Genomic DNA, 18,999 nt, shown 5'->3' with positions numbered 1-18,999 from the left:
CATCAGCCGCGCTTTCTCCCAAGCCTCTCCCTGGCGTGGACCGCAAATCCACGCCCAAGACCCCCGCGTCGCGAACCTGCTTGCGACGCGGGACCTTATCCCTGACGGAGGACATCGATGTTCGGCGACTACTCGCTTGGTGATCTTGGCTCCATCTTCGTCATGCAGGGTTTTGCGGGACTGATCCTGTTCTCGGTCTACGTCCTGATGGCGCTCGGGCTTGCGATCATCTTCGGCCAGATGGGCGTCATCAACATGGCTCACGGCGAGTTCATGATCCTCGGGGCCTACGTCACCTGGATGACGTCGAATTTCTTCCAGGCCTATTTGCCGAGCCTGTTCAGCGGCTACTTCTTCCTGGCGATGATCCTGGCCTTCGTCGCATCCGGCGCGCTGGGAATGCTGGTGGAATGGGTGCTGATACGGCATCTCTACAAGCGCCCGCTCGATACGCTGCTTGCGACCTGGGGCCTCAGCCTGATGCTGCAGCAGGCCTATCGTTCCGTGTTCGGCGCGCGCGAGGTCGGCGTCGAGCTGCCGCAATGGATGCTCGGCTCGCTGCACGTCACCGACAGCATCGAGGTGCCGATCAACGGCGTCTTCGTGATGTGCCTCACCGTGCTGATCACCATCGGCGTCGCCTATGTCATGTACAAGTCACGCTGGGGCCGCCAGGTCCGCGCCGTCGTGCAGAATCGCATCATGGCCGGCGCGGTGGGCATCAATACCGAAAAGGTCGATCGCTACACCTTCGGTCTCGGTTGCGGCATCGCCGGTGTCGCCGGCAGCGCCTTTACGATGATCGGCTCCACCGGGCCAACCTCCGGACAGCTCTACATCGTCGACACGTTCCTGGTGGTCGTGTTCGGCGGCGCCGCCAGTTTGATCGGCACCATCGCCTCGGCCTTCTCGATCTCGCAGACGCAATCCACCCTCGAGTTCTTCATGTCGGGCTCGATGGCGAAAGTGCTGACGCTGCTCGCGGTTGTCGGAATCCTGATGCTTCGGCCGCAAGGGCTGTTCGCCCTCAAGGTCCGCAAGTGAGAACTGGGGCTGATGCAATGACCGACAATCGTTTCTTCAACCGATCGGAGTTCATCGGAATTCTGGTGCTCGCGGTCTTCCTGGTGGTGGTGCTGCCGCTCACACTCGATGTCTTCAGGCTGAATCTGGTCGCGAAATACCTGACCTATGCCTTCGTCGCGCTTGGGCTGGTGATCTGCTGGGGCTATGGCGGCATTCTCAGCCTCGGTCAGGGCGTGTTCTTCGGGCTCGGCGGCTACTGCATGGCGATGTTCCTCAAGCTCGAGGCCTCGAGCGTGGAGAATACCAAGATCCAGTCGACACCCGGCATTCCCGATTTCATGGACTGGAATCAGATCACCGCGCTGCCGCTGTTCTGGAAGCCATTCAGCAGCCTCACCTTCACGATCGCCGCCATCATTCTCGTGCCTGGCATCTTCGCCCTCATCATCGGCACCGCGATGTTCAAGCGCCGGGTCGGCGGCACCTACTTCGCCATCATCACCCAGGCGGTCGCGGCCATCCTCACCATCCTGATCGTGGGACAGCAGGGCTACACCGGCGGCATCAACGGCATGACCGACCTGCGGACGCTGAAGGGCTGGGACATCCGGCCCGACCACGCCAAGATCGTGCTGTACTTCTTCGAAGTCGGACTGTTGTTCGCCTGCATCATCATCGCGCAGTTCGTCCGGCACTCCAAGCTCGGGCGCATCCTGGTCGCGATGCGCGAGAAGGAGGACCGGGTCCGGTTCTCCGGCTACAGCGTCGCGAATTTCAAGATCTTCGCGTTCTGCATTGCCGCCGTGTTCGCCGCGATCGGCGGCGCCATGTTCGCGCTCAATGTCGGCTTCATGTCGCCGTCCTTCGTCGGCATCGTGCCGTCGATCGAAATGGTCATCTACACGGCGGTCGGCGGCCGGCTCTCGATCCTCGGCGCGGTCTACGGCACGCTGCTGGTCAACTTCGCCAAGACCAGCCTGTCGGAAACCTTTCCCGAATTGTGGCTGTTTGGCCTCGGCGGATTGTTCATCGCCGTGGTGCTGGCCTTCCCGAACGGTCTCGCCGGGATCTGGGGCGACTACGTGCAGCCGCGCATCGATCGCCTGATCGCGTCGCGCAAACCGAAACCTGAAGGGTGGACCGACAGCTCGGTCGCCGACGGCGCCCCTGCGGAGTGAGGAGGTCATCATGCTCGTAGGTCACCACGATGCCGATGCCACGCTGGCAGTGAGGAGATAGATCATGCTCGTCGGTCATCAGCCCAAGGAATTCCTGCTCGCCGTCGAGGCACTGACCGTGTCGTTCGACGGGTTCAAGGCGGTCAACGATCTCTCCCTCTACGTCGACGAGAACGAGATCCGCGTCATCATCGGTCCCAACGGCGCCGGCAAGACCACCGTGCTCGACCTGATCTGCGGCAAGACCAAAGCAACGTCCGGCTCGATCCAGTTTCGTGGCAAGGAGCTGACGCGGATGAAGGAAAACGAGATCGTCAAGACCGGCGTCGGCCGCAAGTTCCAGAACCCCTCGATCTACGACGATCTCACGGTGTTCGAGAATCTGGAGATCTCCTATCCGCGCGGCCGCTCGGTGTTCGGTGCACTGACCTTCACCCGCGACGCCGCCGTGCGCGACCGGGTGCATGAGGTCGCCGAGATGATCTTCCTGAAGGATCGACTGAACGTGAATGCCGATCTGCTCAGCCACGGCCAGAAGCAGTGGCTCGAGATCGGCATGTTGCTGATCCAGGACCCGGATTTGTTGATGCTGGATGAGCCCGTCGCCGGCATGAGCGTGTCCGAGCGCGCCAAGACCGCCGAGCTGCTCAACCGCATCATCAAGAACCGCTCGGTGCTGGTGATCGAGCACGACATGAAGTTCGTCGAGGACATCGCGCACAAGGTCACCGTGCTCCACCAGGGCCAGATCCTATCGGAGGGCACGATGGAGAAGGTGAAGAACGATCCCAAGGTCGTTGAAGTTTACCTCGGTCATTAGGAGCGCGACGATGCTGGCTATTTCCGATCTTCACGTCGCCTACGGCCAGAGCGAGGTGCTGCACGGGCTCAACGTCAAGGTCGCGCCCAACGAGATCGTTGCGATCATGGGCCGCAACGGCATGGGCAAGACCACGCTGATGAAGTCGCTGATGGGCATCCTGCCGGCCAAGAGCGGCTCGGTGACCATGGACGGCGCCGAGCTCGGCGGCCTGCCGAGTTACGAGCGCGTCGCCAAGGGGCTCGCCTATGTGCCGCAGGGCCGCATGATCTTCTCGACCATGACGGTGAAGGAGAACATCGAGACCGGCCTCGTCGTCTCCGGCGGATCGGAAGTGCCGGCCGACATCTACGAATTGTTTCCGGTGCTGCTGGAAATGAAGGGCCGCCGCGGCGGCAATCTCTCCGGCGGCCAGCAGCAGCAGCTCGCGATTGCGCGTGCGCTCGCGACCAAGCCGAAAGTGTTGCTGCTGGACGAACCGACCGAAGGCATCCAGCCGTCGATCATTAAGGAGATGGCGCGCACGCTGAAGCGCATCCGCGACGAAAAGGGGCTCTCGATCGTGGTGTCGGAGCAGGTCCTGAGCTTCGCGCTCGACATCGCCGACCGCGTGCTGGTGATCGAGAACGGCGAGATCGTGCGCGACGATCCGCGCGACGCCGTCGATGCCGCGCAGGTCTCGAAATATCTGTCCGTCTAACCAACCGTGTAAAAAGGGGAGCATCTCGATGCCAGAGACACTGATCAAGGTCGATCTCACCAAATCGGCTTACGATAATGACATGGTGCACAACCGCTGGCACCCCGACATCCCGATCGTGGCCTGGGTCAATCCCGGCGACGACTTCATCATCGAGACCTATGACTGGACCGGCGGCTTCATCAAGAACAACGATTCCGCCGACGACGTGCGCGACATCGATCTCTCGATCGTGCACTTCCTCTCCGGCCCGATCGGCGTCAAGGGCGCCGAGCCCGGCGATCTCCTCGTCGTCGATCTGCTCGACGTCGGTCCGATGAAAGAGAGCCTGTGGGGCTTCAACGGCTTCTTCTCCAAGCAGAACGGCGGCGGCTTCCTCACCGATCACTTCCCGCTGGCGCAGAAGTCGATCTGGGACATCAAGGGTCTTTACACCTCGTCCCGCCATGTGCCCGGCGTCAACTTCGCAGGCCTGATCCATCCCGGCCTGATCGGCTGCCTGCCCGATCCGAAGATGCTGGAAACCTGGAACAAGCGTGAGGCCGAGCTGATCTCGACCAACCCGACCCGCGTGCCCGGCCTCGCCAATCCGCCATTCGCGCCGACCGCCCATGGCGGCCGCGCCAAGGGTGACGTCAAGGTCAAGATCGGCGCCGAGGGCGCGCGCACCGTGCCGCCGCGCGAGCACGGCGGCAATTGCGACATCAAGGATCTCTCCCGCGGCTCGAAGATCTACTTCCCGGTCTACGTGCCCGGCGCCGGTCTCTCGATGGGCGACCTGCACTTCAGCCAGGGCGATGGCGAGATCACCTTCTGCGGTGCCATCGAAATGGCCGGCTGGCTGCATCTGAAGGTCGAAGTGATCAAGGACGGCATGGCAAAGTACGGCATCAAGAACCCGATCTTCAAGCCGTCGCCGATCACGCCGAACTACAAGGACTATCTGATCTTCGAGGGCATCTCGGTCGACGAGCAAGGCAAGCAGCACTATCTCGACGTCCACATCGCCTATCGTCAGGCCTGCCTCAACGCGATCGAATATCTGAAGAAGTTCGGCTACTCCGGCGCCCAGGCCTATTCGATCCTCGGCACCGCGCCGTGCCAAGGTCACATCTCCGGCGTGGTCGACGTTCCCAATGCCTGCGCCACGCTGTGGCTGCCGACCGAGATCTTCGACTTCGACGTGATGCCGTCGGCGGCAGGGCCCATCAAGCACATCACCGGCGATATCCAGATGCCGATCTCGCCGGACAAATAGTCTCTCTGCGCGACGGGATGCGGGACGGCGCGACTCTGCCGCCCCGCATCCGCCGCGGGAATTCTCTCACAGGCAACAGCGTAGGGATGATGCGATGCCGGTCTATGAATATCTCTGTGACGATTGCGGACCCTTCAAGGACCTGCGCCCGATGGCGGAATGCGACGATCCGCAAAACTGCCCGCATTGCGAAACGATGGCGCCGCGCGTGATCCTGACCGCACCGAATTTCTTCTGCATGCCGGCGGACAAGCGCAAGGCGCACGCCGTCAACGAGCGCAGCTCGCATGCGCCGCAGACGCTCGCGCAATACAAGGCCTCGCACGGTCCCGGCTGCGGTTGCTGTTCGTCGGGCAAGACCGTGAAGGACAAGAGCTCGTCGGACAGAAAGAAGCCAGCGCGACTCATGACCAAGACCAGGAGCGGCGCCAAGGGCTTTCCGACCGCGCGCCCCTGGATGATCAGCCACTAACTCGGCCGCTTGATCGGTCGAAACCTCAAACAAATAAACGACAGGAGCGCTCAAAATGCTTCACGGCGACATTTCCAGCAGCAACGACACGGTTGGTGTTGCAGTGGTGAACTACAAGATGCCCCGCCTGCACACCAGGGCCGAGGTGCTCGACAATGCCCGCAAGATCGCCGACATGCTGGTGGGCATGAAGGCGGGCCTGCCCGGCATGGACCTCGTGATCTTCCCGGAATACTCGACCCAGGGCATCATGTACGACTCCAAGGAGATGTACGAGACGGCCTCGGCGGTGCCAGGTGAAGAGACCGCGATCTTCGCGGAGGCCTGCCGCAAGGCGAAGGTCTGGGGCGTGTTCTCGCTGACCGGTGAACGCCACGAGGAGCATCCGCACAAGGCGCCCTACAACACCCTGATCCTGATGAACGACAAGGGTGAGATCGTCCAGAAGTACCGCAAGATCATGCCATGGGTGCCGATCGAGGGCTGGTATCCCGGCAATTGCACCTATGTCTCCGACGGCCCGAAGGGGATGAAGGTCAGCCTGATCATCTGCGACGACGGCAACTTTCCGGAGATCTGGCGCGACTGCGCCATGAAGGGGGCCGAGCTGATCGTGCGTTGCCAGGGCTACATGTATCCGGCCAAGGAGCAGCAGGTCATGATCTCCAAGGCGATGGCCTGGGCCAACAACGTCTATGTTGCCGTCGCCAACGCCGCCGGCTTCGACGGTGTCTATTCCTATTTCGGTCACTCCGCGATCATCGGCTTCGACGGCCGTACGCTCGGCGAGTGCGGCGAGGAGGACTACGGCATCCAGTATGCCCAGCTGTCGAAACATCTGATCCGCGATGCGCGCCGCAACGGCCAGTCGCAGAACCATCTCTACAAGCTGGTCCACCGCGGCTACACCGGCATGATCAATTCCGGCGAAAGCCCGCGCGGCGTCGCGGCCTGCCCCTATGATTTCTACAAGAACTGGATCGCCGATCCGGAAGGGACGCGGGACATGGTCGAGGCGATGACCCGTTCGACGCCAGGGACGGAGGAATGTCCGATCGACGGCATCCCGAATGGGTCGGCCCCGAGCAACTATTGAGCCGTTGCGGCGCGCTTTCTGCGCAAAATGAGAACCTGGACCTGCAAACCGTGGCGCGGTTGCAACATGACCGCGGGATTCTGCCTCGGTTGTGGGTCAAACGGACGCATTCGGGCGGCGCCTTGGTTCTACGGAGCCTCGTCATGGCCTAAGTTCCCCACGGAACTGCCGGGAATGGGGGCGTGGCGTGAGGGGCAAGGGACTATGGAGGCGGCAGGGTCGGCCGCGCCGATCCGGCGCTGCGTCGCTCGCCGGCGCATCGCTCGTCATCGTTGGCCTCGGCCTTGGCGCGACGCCGGCCAACGCGGCTTGCGCGCCAGATCCGGCCACGAGCGGCCAAACCGTCACCTGTAGCGGCACCGACACGGACGGCTTTCAAGCCGGGGCCGGCGTCGACAGCCTCAATGTCAACGTGCTCTCCGGCGCGACCGTGAACGACAACGGCGCGCTCTCGATCGGCGTCAACGATTCCAACACCGTCACCAACAACGGGACGGTGTCGGCAGGCTCAGGCCTCACCGGCATTGCCGTTGGAAATTTCAACACCGTGATCAACAACAGCACCATCACGGTGCTCGACAACGGCCTCGGCATCCAGGCCATTGATCACAACGTCATCACCAATGCCGGAACGATCACGACGGGCGACAGCGGTGCGGCGATCTCGGTCGGCAACAGCAACACCGTCACCAACAGCGGCGCATTGTCGATCGGTGCGTCGGGCGTAGGCATCTTCGCAGCCCAGAACAACACGATCACCAACACCGCGACGGGCACGATCACCGGCGTCGACGGTTCGTCCGGGATCTTCGTGTTCGGCGGCGCGACCGTCACCAATGCCGGCGCGATCACGGTCGGCGATTCCACCGGCTTCTCCGGCGGCATCATGGCGATCAGCGACAACAACACGGTGACCAACACGGCCACCGGCAAGATCACGGTCGGGCAGAACGCCGCCGGCATCTTCATGCAGGGCGACTTCCAGACCGCCAGCAATTTTGGCACGATCACGGCTGGTGATTTCGGCGTCGGCATTGCCGTGCAGGGCGATGACTCCAAGATCACCAACGGCGGCACGATCACGGTAGGGGGCAGCGGATCGGCCGGCATTTCGCTGCAGGGTGACCGTGCCACGATCATCCAAAGCGGCACAGTGAATGTTGACCAGACCGGCGTGGGTATCCTTTATAGCGGCTCGTCCTCCTCGATCACCAACAGCGGCCGGATCGCGGGCGCCGATGCTACCGAGGGCATCTTCGTGCTCGGTGACTCCAACACCGTCACCAACAGCGGCACGATCACCGTCGGCGCGTTCGGCGTCGGCATCGACGTGAGCGCATTCTCGACGACCAACCAGATCGTCAACACCGGCACCATCACCGTCGGCGCCAACGGCACAGGCATCCTGGTGAGTGGAGGCAGCGTCTTCAACTCGGGCACCATCGATGCCGGTGCGTCCGGTGCCATTGCGATCGACCTCTGCGGCTGCGGCTCCAACACGCTCACGCTTGGCCCCGGCAGCGTCATCAAGGGCCAGGTGTTTGCATCGGGAACTGACACGTTCCAGCTTGGCGGCTCCGGCAAGGATACGTTCAATCTCGACCTGATCGGCACTGGCCTTCAGTACGACGGCTTCTCGACCTTCAACAAGGTCGACAGCTCGACCTGGACGGTCACCGGCACGGGCAATCAGGACTGGAACGTGCTCGGCGGCACGCTTCTCCTCGCCGGCACCATCAACGGCACTGTCTCCGTCTCCGCGGGCGGCACGTTCGGCGGCGTCGGCACGGTCGGCAACACCGTCGTCAATGGCGGCACGCTGGCACCGGGCAATCCGACCGGAACGCTCACCGTGTCCGGCGACCTCTCGTTCACATCGGCGTCGAGCTACATGGTGCAGGTCTCGGGCGCCAGCAATGGTTTTACGGTCGTAACCGGCACAGCGACGCTTGGCGGCGCCACCGTCGTCGTCGTTCCGACCGGCTCGATCGCGAAGCACTACACGATCCTGAATGCGGCAACGCTTCCCGACGCCTTCAATCCGGTCGTCGCTGGGCTCTCGTCGAATCTGAAGGCCGTCCTGAGTTACAACACGAACAACGTCTTCCTGGATCTGTCGCTCAATTACGGCTCCGGCCTCAACGTCAACCAGCAGAACGTCGCCAACGCGCTGGCGCGCTATTTCGACAGCACCGGCAGCCTTCCGGGGGCGCTGGCGAACCTCTCGCCGGCCGGCCTCACCCAGGCCTCCGGCGAATCGGGCACGGGTTCGCAGCAGACGACCTTCAATGCGATGAACCTGTTCCTCGGCCTCTTGACCGATGTCTTCGGCTCGGGACGCAGCGGCACATCAGGTGCGACGCCCTATGCCGACGAGCCGGGCGCGAATGCCTATGCCGCGACCGGCAAGGGCGCGCGTGACAAGAACGCGCGCGACGCCTTCGCCTCGATCTACCGCAAGGCACCGGCCGCAACCTTCGAGCAGCGCTGGGATGTGTGGGCGGCCGGCTATGGTGGTTCGCAAACCACCGACGGCAATGTCGCGCTCGGTTCGAACAACACCACCAGCAGCGTCTATGGCACTGCCGTCGGCCTCGACTATCGCTTCTCGCCGTCGACGATCGCCGGTTTTGCGCTTGCCGGCGGTGGGACCGGCTTCAACGTCAACGGGCTCGGCTGGGGACGCTCCGACCTGTTCCAGGCCGGCGCCTTCGTTCGTCACGCGGCAGGACCTGCCTATATCACGGCTGCACTGGCTTATGGCTGGCAGGACGTCACGACCAACCGCATCGTCACGGCCGCCGGCGTCGATCAGCTGCGGGCGCAGTTCAACGCCAACGCGCTCTCGGGCCGTGTCGAGGGCGGTTACCGCTACGCCACGCAGTGGATCGGCCTCACGCCCTATGCTGCGGCCCAGGCCACCCTGTTCAGCCTTCCGAACTATTCCGAGTTCGCGGTGGTCGGCAACAACACCTTCGCGCTCAACTATGCCGCCAAGGACGTGACCAGCACCCGCACCGAGCTCGGCCTGCGCGCAGACAAATCATTCGCCGCGGCCGGCGGCCTGATGACCCTGCGCGGCCGCGTCGCCTGGGCGCATGATTACAATCCGGACCGCACTGTCGGCGCGGTGTTCCAGACGCTGCCGGGATCGGCCTTCGTCGTGAACGGCGCAGCGCTGGCGCGCGATTCCGCGCTGACCACGGCGGCGGTGCAGATGAACTGGATGAATGGCTGGTCTGCGTCGGCGACCTTCGAGGGCGAGTTCTCGAACGTCACCCGCTCCTACGCCGGCAAGGGTGTCGTGCGCTACGCGTGGTAGGGCGCGACCTGCAAGCCACGGCGAGACTGCCATCCTCCCCTGGAGGGGGAGGATCGGTTCGCATGGAGCAAAGCGCAATGCGAACCGAGGTGGGGTGACAGTCTATCCGCTTTTCGCACTGCCCGAGTTGAGAGATCACCCCACCCCGTTCGCGCTGCGCGCGACCGACCCTCCCCCTCCAGGGTAGGGCTATCGCATATGAGCAAGGACAGTGAGGAGGAAGTCGTTGTTCCACCTCGCCTGAAGCATTTTATGGCTCGTTCGTGCCGGACCCGGCGTGGCTTGCAGGGCATTGATGGCCAGCTTGCGGATGACGGCAAGATTTTCGGGGGCGTGGTCCCTGCGGCTGCGGCAGGCATCCTCGTCGAACAGGACGTCAAGGACCCAGTGCAGGTTGTTCTCGATGCTCCAGTGGGCGCGGACGGCCTCCAGCAGCTTCTTGGCCGGCAGCAGGCGTGAGGCCAGAAAGTATCGAGCTGTGTGCTTGGCCGTCTTGCCCGTGCTGGAGCGCCAACTGTCGATGCGGCCGACGGCAGCGATCGCGGGGAAGGCGTATTGCTTTGCCAAATCCGGTGCCGGCGCGACGACGGCTTGCCGACGTTCGATGCGGCCGTGAGCCGACGCCTTGGGCTGGGACGCGCGTGCTGGCTTCCGAGCAGTGTCCAGCAGCGCCTTGGCGGCCTTGAAGAGCCGACCACGATTGCTCTTGATCGCCAATACATAATGCCCGTTGCGGTCGCGAATGGCCTGGGCAATGTCGGGGCGGCAATGCAGGGCGTCAGCTGTGACAAGAGCGCCATCCAGATCAAGCAAAGCCAGGACTTCGAGAACCCCGGCAACCTCGTTGCGATTGGGAGCCTTCCTCTGAGCCAACGCCATGCGTGTGCCTGCCGCCCAGACATTGACCATATGCAGCGGCGTGGCCTGCCGGCCCCGCGCGAAGGCGCCGCGTAACGCCTTGCCATCGATACTGACCACGCCCTTGACGCCGAAGCTCTTGCTGAACTTGCGCAAAACCGCCTCCAGCCCTTTAGGGTCCAGAGCGCGGAAGACGTTACTGAACGTATCGTGGCTGGGAATGCCGTATCTGAGCTGCAAGAATTGACGCAACAACTCCTCTCGACCTTTGCCGAAGAACTCGAACTCCGTGCAATTCTTGGCGCCGGCCAGTGTTGCCGCCAGGGCAATGACGATGATCTCCACCAGATCGTGTCGAACGTTGCTGGCGCGAGGATCCTTGAGCGGTCGAAGCAGGCGCTTGAGCTGGCGCATTCTGGTCTCCCTCGGGAAGCGAGAGAGACCCAAAGAATCCAGTTCCAACCGCTTGGCAACAGCCCTCCGCAGCCATATGCGATTCCCCTACCTGGAGGGGGAGGGTAAGAGAGCATCACCGTTTCTGCGAAGGCTTGCGCGGGGGGCGCGGGGCGGCGGCAGGCGAGGGCGTGCCAGCCATCTTGTTGGCGGCTTCGCTGACGTCGAGCAGCGAGCGGCGGATGTCCTCGACGTAAGAAGCCGACTTCTTCTTCATGGCATCGGCGAGCTCGTGCAGTCCCCTGATCTTCTCGAACAGCTCGTCGGCCTTGCCGTCGGCGAAGCCGGGGACCACGCCTTCGATCTTGGTGACCGCCTTGTCGAAACCGGCGAAGGCGCTGTCGACCTTGGCCATGACGGAGTCGATTTCGCCGCCCTTGCTTCTAAGATCGGCGGTGTAGTTCTCGAACGTGCGCAAGCCGTCCTTGATCGCAGGGGCGTTGCTCACGATCGTGCGATCGACGCTGTGCAGGGTGTCGACGATGGATTCGGCGTCGCTGAGATCGGCGGTCAGCATGGGGACGCCGTCCGTATCCAGCGGCACCGGCGGCGCGGAGGGCGCACCGCCGATCAACGAGATCGCGGCAACGCCGGTGAGGCCCTGGAACTCGATGCCCGCAACCGTGTCCTTGCGGATCGGCGCGGTGTTGTCGAGCATCACCAGCGCCACGATCTTGCGCGGATTATCCAGCTTGATCGACAGGATCTGGCCCGCGGGAACACCGTCGAAATTGACCGGGCCGCCGCGGCGCAGGCCGCTGGCGGAGCCACCCTCGAACACCACGCGCAACTGGCTCCGGTTCTGGGCGGTGCGCCATTTCTGCACGCCGAGCACGCCGCCGAACGCCACGGCGATGACCGCCAGCGTCGCCGTTCCGATTACGAGGTTGCTCGCGCGTGCCATGCAGGGCGATTTTACGGCCAAAGCGGGATGGTTGGAAGGACGATGCTGCGGCCGCAATACTAGAGCGGGCGGGTTAACGACTTGTCCGCCGTAGCTCGAAGAGCGAAGGCGGAAGCGTAACCCGCCAATCCGTCTTACGCGACATCAATGCCCTGCCGCGCGTTTTGCCGCAGCATTGTTCAATACGATCAGGGCGTCGACGGCGACGCCCGTTTTGGTATTGATCAGGAACGGGTTGACGTCGATCGAGGCGATCCGGTCGCCAGCATCTGCGATCAGGTTGGACAGGCCGACCAGCGCTTTCACCGCGGAGGCCTCGTGCAGGGCCGGCTTGCCGCGATAGCCGCGCATCTTGATGCCGGCCTTGGTGCGGCCGATCAGGAGCCGGGCCTCGGCCTCGTCCAGCGGCGCGCCGGCGAGCGCGACGTCCTTCATCAGCTCGATGTCGATGCCTCCGGTGCCGAACAGCACGACCGGACCCATCTCGGCATCGAGCGAGGCGCCGACCACGAGCTCGAGATCGGCCTCGACCTGCTGCGCGATCAGGATGCCGTCGAGCTTCGGCTTTCCCTTCAACTTCGCCACCCGCGCGGTGATGTCGGCGAATGCCTTCTTCACCTCGGCTGCGCTGTTGAGGTTCAGCACCACGCCGCCGATGTCGGATTTGTGCAGGATCTCGGCGCTGACGACTTTTGCCACGACCGGGAAACCGATCTGCTTCGCGATCTTCGCGGCGTCCGCCGCCGTCTGCGCAATCGCTTCCTTCGAGACCGGGATGCCATAGGCCTTCAGCAGCTTCTTCGAGGCGACCTCGTCGAGCGCGGCACCGCTCGCCGATTTCAGCGCCTTCTCCAGCACGGCGCGGGCGGCAGGTTTCGAGCTCGAGACGATGTCGGGCACTTCCTTGCGCAGCTTCGCATAGGCGAGCAGCGAGTTGATCGCGGTCACCGCACGGTCCATGCCCTGCATGACCGCGAGATGGGGTAGCGATTTGCGCAGGCCCTTGGTGAATTCGGTGAAGCCGATCGACATCGCGCTGATATAGATCACCGGCTTCGACGCCCGGCTCGCCATCTCGTCGACGATGCGCAAATTGCGTTCACGCAGTTCGTGCGGCGCCTTGGGCAGCTCGGCATCGATGATGACGATGTCGATATCGGGGTCGTCGATCATCAGCTCGATCGACTTCATGTAGACGGAGGGATCGACCACCGCGGCAAAGCCGGCATCGAGCGGATTGCCGACGATCGAGCCGGGCCCGAGCATCTCCGCCAGTTCGGACCCGACGTGCGGGCTCAGCGGCGCGAAGTTCAGGCCTTCTGCATAGAAGGCGTCAAGCAGCATGCCGCGCTTGCCGCCTGATAGCGTGACCGCGGCGAGCCGGTCGCCTTTGGGCACGGCCGCGTGAACGAAGCATTCAGTGGTCTCGATCAGCTCGTCGAGCCCGCCGACGCGGATGACTCCTTCACGGGTCGCGATGGCGTCGAAGGTCTCGATTGAGCCCGCGAGCGCGCCGGTATGCGCCATCGCCGCGGCGCGGCCGCCCTCGGACGAACCGAGCTTGAGTGCGATGACCGGCTTGCTTGCCGCGCGCGCGGCCTTGCAGGCGTCGCGAAACGCCTTGGTGTTGCGCACGCCTTCGAGGTAGACCACGATGACCTTGATGCTCGGATCCTCGGCGAAATAGCGCATCAGGTCCGGCGTCTCGAGCCCGGCCTCGTTGCCGGTCGTCACCATGTAACCGACCCCGACGCCGCGATCCTCCAGCGCCTGCCGGATCGCCATCACGATGGCGCCGGATTGCCCGGCAATCGCCACCGCACCCTGTTCCATGGTGACGACACGGTCGTCGATATTGGTGAAGAGCTTTTCGCCCGCGCTCAAATTGCCGAGGCAGTTCGGGCCGGTGACGGCGAGCCCCGTTTCGCGTATCGCGGCTTGCAATTCGGCAGCGAGCTTCTGGCTCTCCTCATCCTGCAGCTCGCTGAAGCCCGAAGTGACGATGGTGGCCGAGCGCGCGCCGGCGGCGGCGGCGTCGCGGATCACCTGCACGGCAAAGCGCGCGGGCACCAGCACCAGCACGTGATCGGGCTTTTCCGGGAGGCTCGCAAAATCCTTGTAGCAGGGCACACCCCAGATCGTCTCGCGCCTGGCGTTGACCGGATAGAGCCCGCCCTCGTAGCCGTACTTGACGAGGTTGTTCCAGATGCGCTCGGCATAATTGCCGGGCTTGTCGGTCGCGCCCACCAGCACGATGTTGTGCGGGTGCAGCATGGCGTGGATGCCCTTGACGATGTCGCTGGCATCGGGCGCTGGAGACCATGGATGCGGAGAAACGAACGCAGCAGATACCTTGGCTTCCATGGCGCTTCCTCACCTCTTGTTCTTGTTGCAGCGCTGTCCTGCGCCGGCGTCTGGCGGGACTGATCGTGATGGCTCCATGCCGCGTGGCGGAATGGCGGGTGCTTCGCGACAAGGCTAGCATCACCAGACTTTTGGCGAAAGTGCGAACGATCGGGCCACGTGCCACGACTCCGTGACGCTCATTCATTCAAATCGTGATCATGCCTCTGCTGTCGTTCAGTAACGCAGCAGGCGCAGCTTGTAGGCGTAGTGATAGGCCAATTGCTTCGCGAGATAGGAAGCGATGGCGCGACGGATCTGCATCTGCGTCGGATCGAAGCCGAGAACGCGGCGCCGCAGGACGCCCATCTCCCTGACGCCGAGCGCGTAGGTCGAAGCCGTCTTCTGTGCATCGTGGATGCGGAAGCAGGCGAGAAATCGCGGCAGGCGCACGAACTTGAATTCCGCGGCTTGCGCCCGCAGGATGAAATCCCAGTCCATCGCGTAGTGGAAGTTCTCGTCGATGGGCCCGATCCTGTCCCACACGCGCTTGCGCCAGAACATCGTCTCCTGCGGGATGTAGTCGGCATATTGCAAAGCCTTGCCGTCATGGGGCGGCAGCACGGCGCGTCCGACCTCGAGCCCCTCGCGGTCGACGAAGACGCGATGGCCGTAGACGATGTCGACAGCGGGATGCGCCTGAAGTAGTGGGCGACATAGGCGAGCGCTCCCGGCAGCAGCATGTCATCGCTGTTGAGATAGGCCATGATCTCGCAATCGGCACCGGCGAAGCCGAGATTGATGGCGTTCGACTGCCCCTTGTCCGGCTCGCTCGTCCAACTGATGCCTTCGCCCCGGCTCTTCAGCAGATCGAGCGTGCCGTCGATCGAGGCGCCGTCCTGCACGTGATAAGTCAGCTTCGGATAGTTCTGACTGACGATGCTCTCGATCGTGGCGTCGAGATATTGCGCCTGATTGTAGCTCGGCGTGACCATCGCGATCCGCGGCGCATTCGCCGGGATCGCAGGCGCGAGCGGGAAGGCAGTCAGGTTGAGCAGGCGCGGCGGATATTGCTCGAAGGTCCACATCGGCGGACGTCGCCAGAGGCTCCGCAGCGAGGATCGTCTTTGTCCGGCAGCAATGAGGTCCTGATTCCGTTCGAGGAGCGCGACACGATTTTCGAGTTGCTCCAGCCGCTGTTCGAGGCGCTGCCTGAACTCGTCGTCCATTACAGGTTGTCCTGAAAATTTGCAGCGTCAAAAGATCAATTGGCCATTCTTACAGGTCTATGGGGGACGACGCCAGTTCAGCGGCTCCATCAAGCGCGGTTGCCCGGCTGTTCGGCGCGGTCTCCATCGATCCCGGATGGCCGATTGCGAACCGCTATTCACCGGTCTCGATCAAGGTGGCATGCAGGACGTAGCGCTCGGGTCCGGGCGTGACGGCGTCGAAGGGCCAGCAGGTTGTGAGCACCAGCTCGACATCCTGCGCCGCGGGATCGATGCCGGACTCATCGAAGCGAACCACAGCGGTGGAATCCGCCCGATAGCGAAAGTGCTTTCCGTCACGGCGCGTGACATCGATTACGTCACCAATGGCGACATTCCGCAGGAAGCGGAAATGTGTATCGCGGTGCGCAGCATATACGGCAATGCCGCGCTCGCCGGCATCAGCCGTTTGGTGGATATGGCCGGGTCCGAAAGCGAGGGCCTGGCCGCTGGTGCCTTCCAGCACGATGGCGCTGGCCCCGATCCGCTTCACCTCGATCCGCGCGACCGGCCAGGTGTCGGCCCATGACCATGGCTTGACCACGCCGCCGGTCGTAACGCTCCTGTCGAACGCGCGCTCCAGCAGCACCTGCGCGAACCAGGCCTTGGCATGGATGTAAGCGCCGTCGCCGAACAGGATGAGGCCGATCAGTGCCAGAACGAGGGGGGAGATGAAGCGAGGCATTGTGCCAGTTCCCGTCATTGCGAGGAGCGAAGCGACGAAGCAATCCAGACTGTCTCGGTGGATGGATTTCTGGATTGCTTCGCTTCGCTCGGAATGACGAATTCGATTGTGACGGCGTGTTAAAAAAAGGCGCGCGCGGCCGTTGGTATGGGACGGGCAGCCGCGCGCGCTAACAGAGGAGTTCGGGGAGCTCCTCTCTCAAGCGGCGTCAGTGAGCAAGGGCTGACGCCGGTTGAACACGTACAGGATCAGGGCGAGCACGATCAGGATGAAGCCTGCGATCATCTTGAGCTCGGCAGAGGTCGCGGTCTTGGGCAGACGGATAGCATCCGGCGCGGCGGGCGTCGGCCGTCTCGTCGCCGGCTGGTTGCGCGCATCTGCATGGCGCTCGCGCAACTGTGTGGGCGTCAGATGCGGTCGTTCGCCAAAGACCTTCTCGAAATCCCAGCCGGCCGGCAGGTTGAGCGGCAGCTCGCTGAGCTTGAGCAGCTCGCCCTCGGGGCGGCTCGGCGTCTTGTCGACCGCGACGAGGCTGGTCAACCGCGTGACGATCTGATGGTCGAGCGCCAGCGCGAGGATCGCCTTGTCGGAGTCTTCGGGCGTCATCTCGCGCATGGTACGCGCCACCTCGGCGTCGCCGATCTTGCGCTTGGCCCAGAGTTTTGACAGGCCCTTGCCTTCGGCGGCGTTTTGCAGCGGCAGCGTCACCGACCACGGGCGATCGCCGACGCGTCCCTTGATCTCGAGCGAGCCGGCGAGCTTGTCGAGCTTCGCGGCCAGCACCAGTGGTTCGTCGCGATAGACGTCGGGAATGATCGCAGGCGTCACGTCCGCCTTGGCATCGGAGAACTTTACGCTGAGGCCGGTCACGGCCGGGTTTTCCAGCTTTGCGAACAGGCCGCGCATGCGCTCCTCCACCTGCTCGACGGAGCCGATATGGGTGAAGGCCCCGCGGCCGAGCTCGGCGGCGCGCGTCATCAGATAGGTGTTGGGCGCGGATCCGATGCCGACCATGAACACGCGCGAGCGGCCCCGCATCGCAGTGATCGTTTCGAACAATTGCTGCTCGTTACCGATCGCGCCGTCGGTCAGGAACACCACCTGGCGGACCATGTTGGTGTCGCCAGCCTTGTCGGTCAGCGCGGCGCGCATCGCTGGCACCATCTCGGTACTACCGCGGGCTTGCAAGGCACTGACGAACGACGTGGCTTCACCGACATGCGTGGCGTCGGCCGGCACGGAGGCCGGGAACAGCACATCCATGGTGTCGTCGAAGCGGATGACGTTGAAGCGGTCGTTCGGTTGAAGGCGAGAGAGGGCGTAAGTCAGGCTGGCCTTGGCCTGAACGATCGACGTACCGCCCATCGAGCCCGAATTGTCGATCACGAACACGACCTCGCGCGGCAGCGGCTTTTGCGTCGTCTGCTCGGCACTGGGCGGGGTGACGAAGGCGAGCAAATAATCGGCATCGCCGACACGCTCGCGGAACAGTCCAACGGACGGTGCCTTCTCCACGGCCGGCTTCCAGGTCAGCTCGAAATCGCGGTCGGCGGCCACCGCGCCGTCAGCGAGCGTGACGATTCGCGTCGCATTGTCCGGGCTCTCGACCTTGACGTTATGGTGGTGACTCCTGACCTCGCCGAGCGCGAAGCCTGCCTTCAGGCGCACCGTGATGCTGGTCGGATTGACCGGCGCGTTCCTGGCGGGATCCGCTACCTGCGGCGAGATGCGGTCGCGGTCCGGCACCGGCTCCGAATTGGTCGCGCCCCAGCCCGAGCCGTCCTTGCGGAAGTCGACGCTCTGCACGATCGGCGCCGGATTGTAGCGGGGCCCGACCACCAGCGGCAGCCGCAGCGAATATTCATTGCCGGATTGGTGCACCGGCTCCTGATATTCGATCTGCACCAGCACGGTTTCGCCGGGACCGATATTGGCGATCGAATTGGTGAAGATATTCGGCCGCTCCTGCTCGGTGAGCGCGGCCTTCTGGCCGGCGCGGCGCGCCTGCTCGTAGATCACGCGTGCCTGCTGCCGCTCCTTGATGTCGCCGATGATGACGCGCTCGCCGACCACCATCTTCAGCGTGTCGACGGCGCCGCCGGTGGGAAGCGGATAAACGTAGGTCGCCTCGACCCAGTCCTTGGTCGGATTGCGGAAGACCTGGGTGACGCGGGCGCGCAGCGTCGGGCCTGATACCGTGATGTCGACGTCGATGCCGAGGCGGATCGCCTCCGTGGTGGCACCGTCCTCCTTCAGGAGCAGGGTGCCGGATTTGGCATCGCCGGGCTGGAGCAGGCTGGCCTGCTCCGTCGTCGCCGACCATCCGGGCTCAAAACTCACGAGCAGGGCCACGAAGGCGACCAGCATCACCGCGATGCCCTGCACCAGAAGAAACAATCCGAGCTTGATCAGCCGCCCCAGCATCGGGTGCTCGTCGCTGTCGGCTGTGTCGTAGGTATCCATTTCGCCTGCTCCCGAAGGGTGTTTGCTGGCTCGGAGCATCCGTCGGGAGCGCCTGAATGCGCGAGCAGAATGATCGGCAATGTTCCGCCGCGGCCGGCCCGGGCGGGCCGCGGCCGGGATGGCCATGTACGGTTTTGTGCTGGTTTGTCCGCC

The 18,999-nt window shown here is 63.7% G+C and carries 13 protein-coding genes and 1 pseudogene; 8 read left to right on the top strand and 6 right to left on the bottom strand.

Annotation, left to right across the window (positions count from 1 at the left end; all coding sequences use genetic code 11):
• Positions 1 to 117: 117 nt before the first annotated feature.
• The 8 genes from urtB to ACKWRH_RS44575 all read left to right on the top strand — a co-directional run bounded on the left by urtB (position 118) and on the right by ACKWRH_RS44575 (position 9,872).
• On the top strand, positions 118 to 1,044 hold the full coding sequence (gene urtB, locus ACKWRH_RS44610; protein ID WP_014491162.1) for an urea ABC transporter permease subunit UrtB: 927 nt from the start codon (positions 118 to 120) through the stop codon (positions 1,042 to 1,044).
• A 17-nt stretch (positions 1,045 to 1,061) separates the two neighbouring features.
• Complete coding sequence (gene urtC / locus ACKWRH_RS44605; protein WP_445218721.1) at positions 1,062 to 2,204, top strand: urea ABC transporter permease subunit UrtC; 1,143 nt, start codon at positions 1,062 to 1,064, stop codon at positions 2,202 to 2,204.
• A gap of 64 nt (positions 2,205 to 2,268) precedes the next feature.
• Positions 2,269 to 3,024: an urea ABC transporter ATP-binding protein UrtD gene (gene urtD, locus ACKWRH_RS44600; RefSeq protein ID WP_212487783.1), complete on the top strand. Its 756-nt coding sequence runs from the start codon at positions 2,269 to 2,271 to the stop codon at positions 3,022 to 3,024.
• Between the two features lie 10 nt (positions 3,025 to 3,034).
• Entirely contained in the window at positions 3,035 to 3,724 is a 690-nt protein-coding gene (gene urtE / locus ACKWRH_RS44595; protein ID WP_014491165.1) for an urea ABC transporter ATP-binding subunit UrtE, read from the top strand.
• Between the two features lie 28 nt (positions 3,725 to 3,752).
• Positions 3,753 to 4,982 carry a formamidase gene (gene fmdA / locus ACKWRH_RS44590; RefSeq protein ID WP_445218720.1) on the top strand — a complete coding sequence of 410 codons (1,230 nt, stop codon included), beginning with the start codon at positions 3,753 to 3,755 and terminating at the stop codon, positions 4,980 to 4,982.
• A 94-nt stretch (positions 4,983 to 5,076) separates the two neighbouring features.
• The gene (locus ACKWRH_RS44585) at positions 5,077 to 5,454 is read left to right on the top strand and encodes an FmdB family zinc ribbon protein (RefSeq protein ID WP_445218719.1); all 378 of its coding nucleotides are present in this window, start codon (positions 5,077 to 5,079) and stop codon (positions 5,452 to 5,454) included.
• 55 nt (positions 5,455 to 5,509) lie between these two features.
• On the top strand, positions 5,510 to 6,550 hold the full coding sequence (locus tag ACKWRH_RS44580) for an aliphatic amidase (RefSeq protein ID WP_445218718.1): 1,041 nt from the start codon (positions 5,510 to 5,512) through the stop codon (positions 6,548 to 6,550).
• A 187-nt stretch (positions 6,551 to 6,737) separates the two neighbouring features.
• Positions 6,738 to 9,872 (top strand): autotransporter outer membrane beta-barrel domain-containing protein, encoded by a 3,135-nt coding sequence (locus tag ACKWRH_RS44575; RefSeq protein WP_445218717.1) that lies wholly within the window; start codon positions 6,738 to 6,740, stop codon positions 9,870 to 9,872.
• Positions 9,873 to 10,061: 189 nt separating this feature from the next.
• Here the strand turns inward: ACKWRH_RS44575 and ACKWRH_RS44570 are convergent, their stop codons facing one another.
• From ACKWRH_RS44570 to ACKWRH_RS44545, 6 genes and pseudogenes are all read right to left on the bottom strand, one after another.
• Positions 10,062 to 11,144, bottom strand: coding sequence for an ISAs1 family transposase (locus ACKWRH_RS44570; RefSeq protein WP_445215716.1), 1,083 nt, complete (start codon positions 11,142 to 11,144; stop codon positions 10,062 to 10,064).
• A gap of 115 nt (positions 11,145 to 11,259) precedes the next feature.
• Positions 11,260 to 12,087, bottom strand: coding sequence for an MlaD family protein (locus ACKWRH_RS44565; RefSeq protein ID WP_445218716.1), 828 nt, complete (start codon positions 12,085 to 12,087; stop codon positions 11,260 to 11,262).
• A 144-nt stretch (positions 12,088 to 12,231) separates the two neighbouring features.
• Positions 12,232 to 14,451 carry an acetate--CoA ligase family protein gene (locus ACKWRH_RS44560; protein ID WP_445218715.1) on the bottom strand — a complete coding sequence of 740 codons (2,220 nt, stop codon included), beginning with the start codon at positions 14,449 to 14,451 and terminating at the stop codon, positions 12,232 to 12,234.
• A gap of 216 nt (positions 14,452 to 14,667) precedes the next feature.
• Positions 14,668 to 15,659, bottom strand: a pseudogene (locus ACKWRH_RS44555) (glycosyltransferase family 2 protein).
• Between the two features lie 154 nt (positions 15,660 to 15,813).
• Positions 15,814 to 16,383 (bottom strand): class GN sortase, encoded by a 570-nt coding sequence (locus tag ACKWRH_RS44550; RefSeq protein ID WP_445218714.1) that lies wholly within the window; start codon positions 16,381 to 16,383, stop codon positions 15,814 to 15,816.
• Between the two features lie 198 nt (positions 16,384 to 16,581).
• Positions 16,582 to 18,846: a marine proteobacterial sortase target protein gene (locus ACKWRH_RS44545; protein WP_445218713.1), complete on the bottom strand. Its 2,265-nt coding sequence runs from the start codon at positions 18,844 to 18,846 to the stop codon at positions 16,582 to 16,584.
• Positions 18,847 to 18,999: the final 153 nt, after the last annotated feature.

The organism is Bradyrhizobium sp. Pa8, from assembly GCF_052588265.1.
This window is presented reverse-complemented; position numbering and strand designations above follow the sequence as displayed.

Excerpts from the sequence above, each read along its gene's own strand:
- urtB (WP_014491162.1), top strand. The coding sequence starts at position 118 with ATGTTCGGCGACTACTCGCTTGGTGATCTTGGCTCCATCTTCGTCATG.
- fmdA (WP_445218720.1), top strand. The coding sequence starts at position 3,753 with ATGCCAGAGACACTGATCAAGGTCGATCTCACCAAATCGGCTTACGAT.
- urtE (WP_014491165.1), top strand. The coding sequence starts at position 3,035 with ATGCTGGCTATTTCCGATCTTCACGTCGCCTACGGCCAGAGCGAGGTG.
- ACKWRH_RS44580 (WP_445218718.1), top strand. The coding sequence starts at position 5,510 with ATGCTTCACGGCGACATTTCCAGCAGCAACGACACGGTTGGTGTTGCA.
- ACKWRH_RS44550 (WP_445218714.1), bottom strand. The coding sequence starts at position 16,383 with ATGCCTCGCTTCATCTCCCCCCTCGTTCTGGCACTGATCGGCCTCATC.
- urtD (WP_212487783.1), top strand. The coding sequence starts at position 2,269 with ATGCTCGTCGGTCATCAGCCCAAGGAATTCCTGCTCGCCGTCGAGGCA.
- urtC (WP_445218721.1), top strand. The coding sequence starts at position 1,062 with ATGACCGACAATCGTTTCTTCAACCGATCGGAGTTCATCGGAATTCTG.
- ACKWRH_RS44570 (WP_445215716.1), bottom strand. The coding sequence starts at position 11,144 with ATGCGCCAGCTCAAGCGCCTGCTTCGACCGCTCAAGGATCCTCGCGCC.
- ACKWRH_RS44545 (WP_445218713.1), bottom strand. The coding sequence starts at position 18,846 with ATGGATACCTACGACACAGCCGACAGCGACGAGCACCCGATGCTGGGG.
- ACKWRH_RS44585 (WP_445218719.1), top strand. The coding sequence starts at position 5,077 with ATGCCGGTCTATGAATATCTCTGTGACGATTGCGGACCCTTCAAGGAC.
- ACKWRH_RS44565 (WP_445218716.1), bottom strand. The coding sequence starts at position 12,087 with ATGGCACGCGCGAGCAACCTCGTAATCGGAACGGCGACGCTGGCGGTC.
- ACKWRH_RS44560 (WP_445218715.1), bottom strand. The coding sequence starts at position 14,451 with ATGGAAGCCAAGGTATCTGCTGCGTTCGTTTCTCCGCATCCATGGTCT.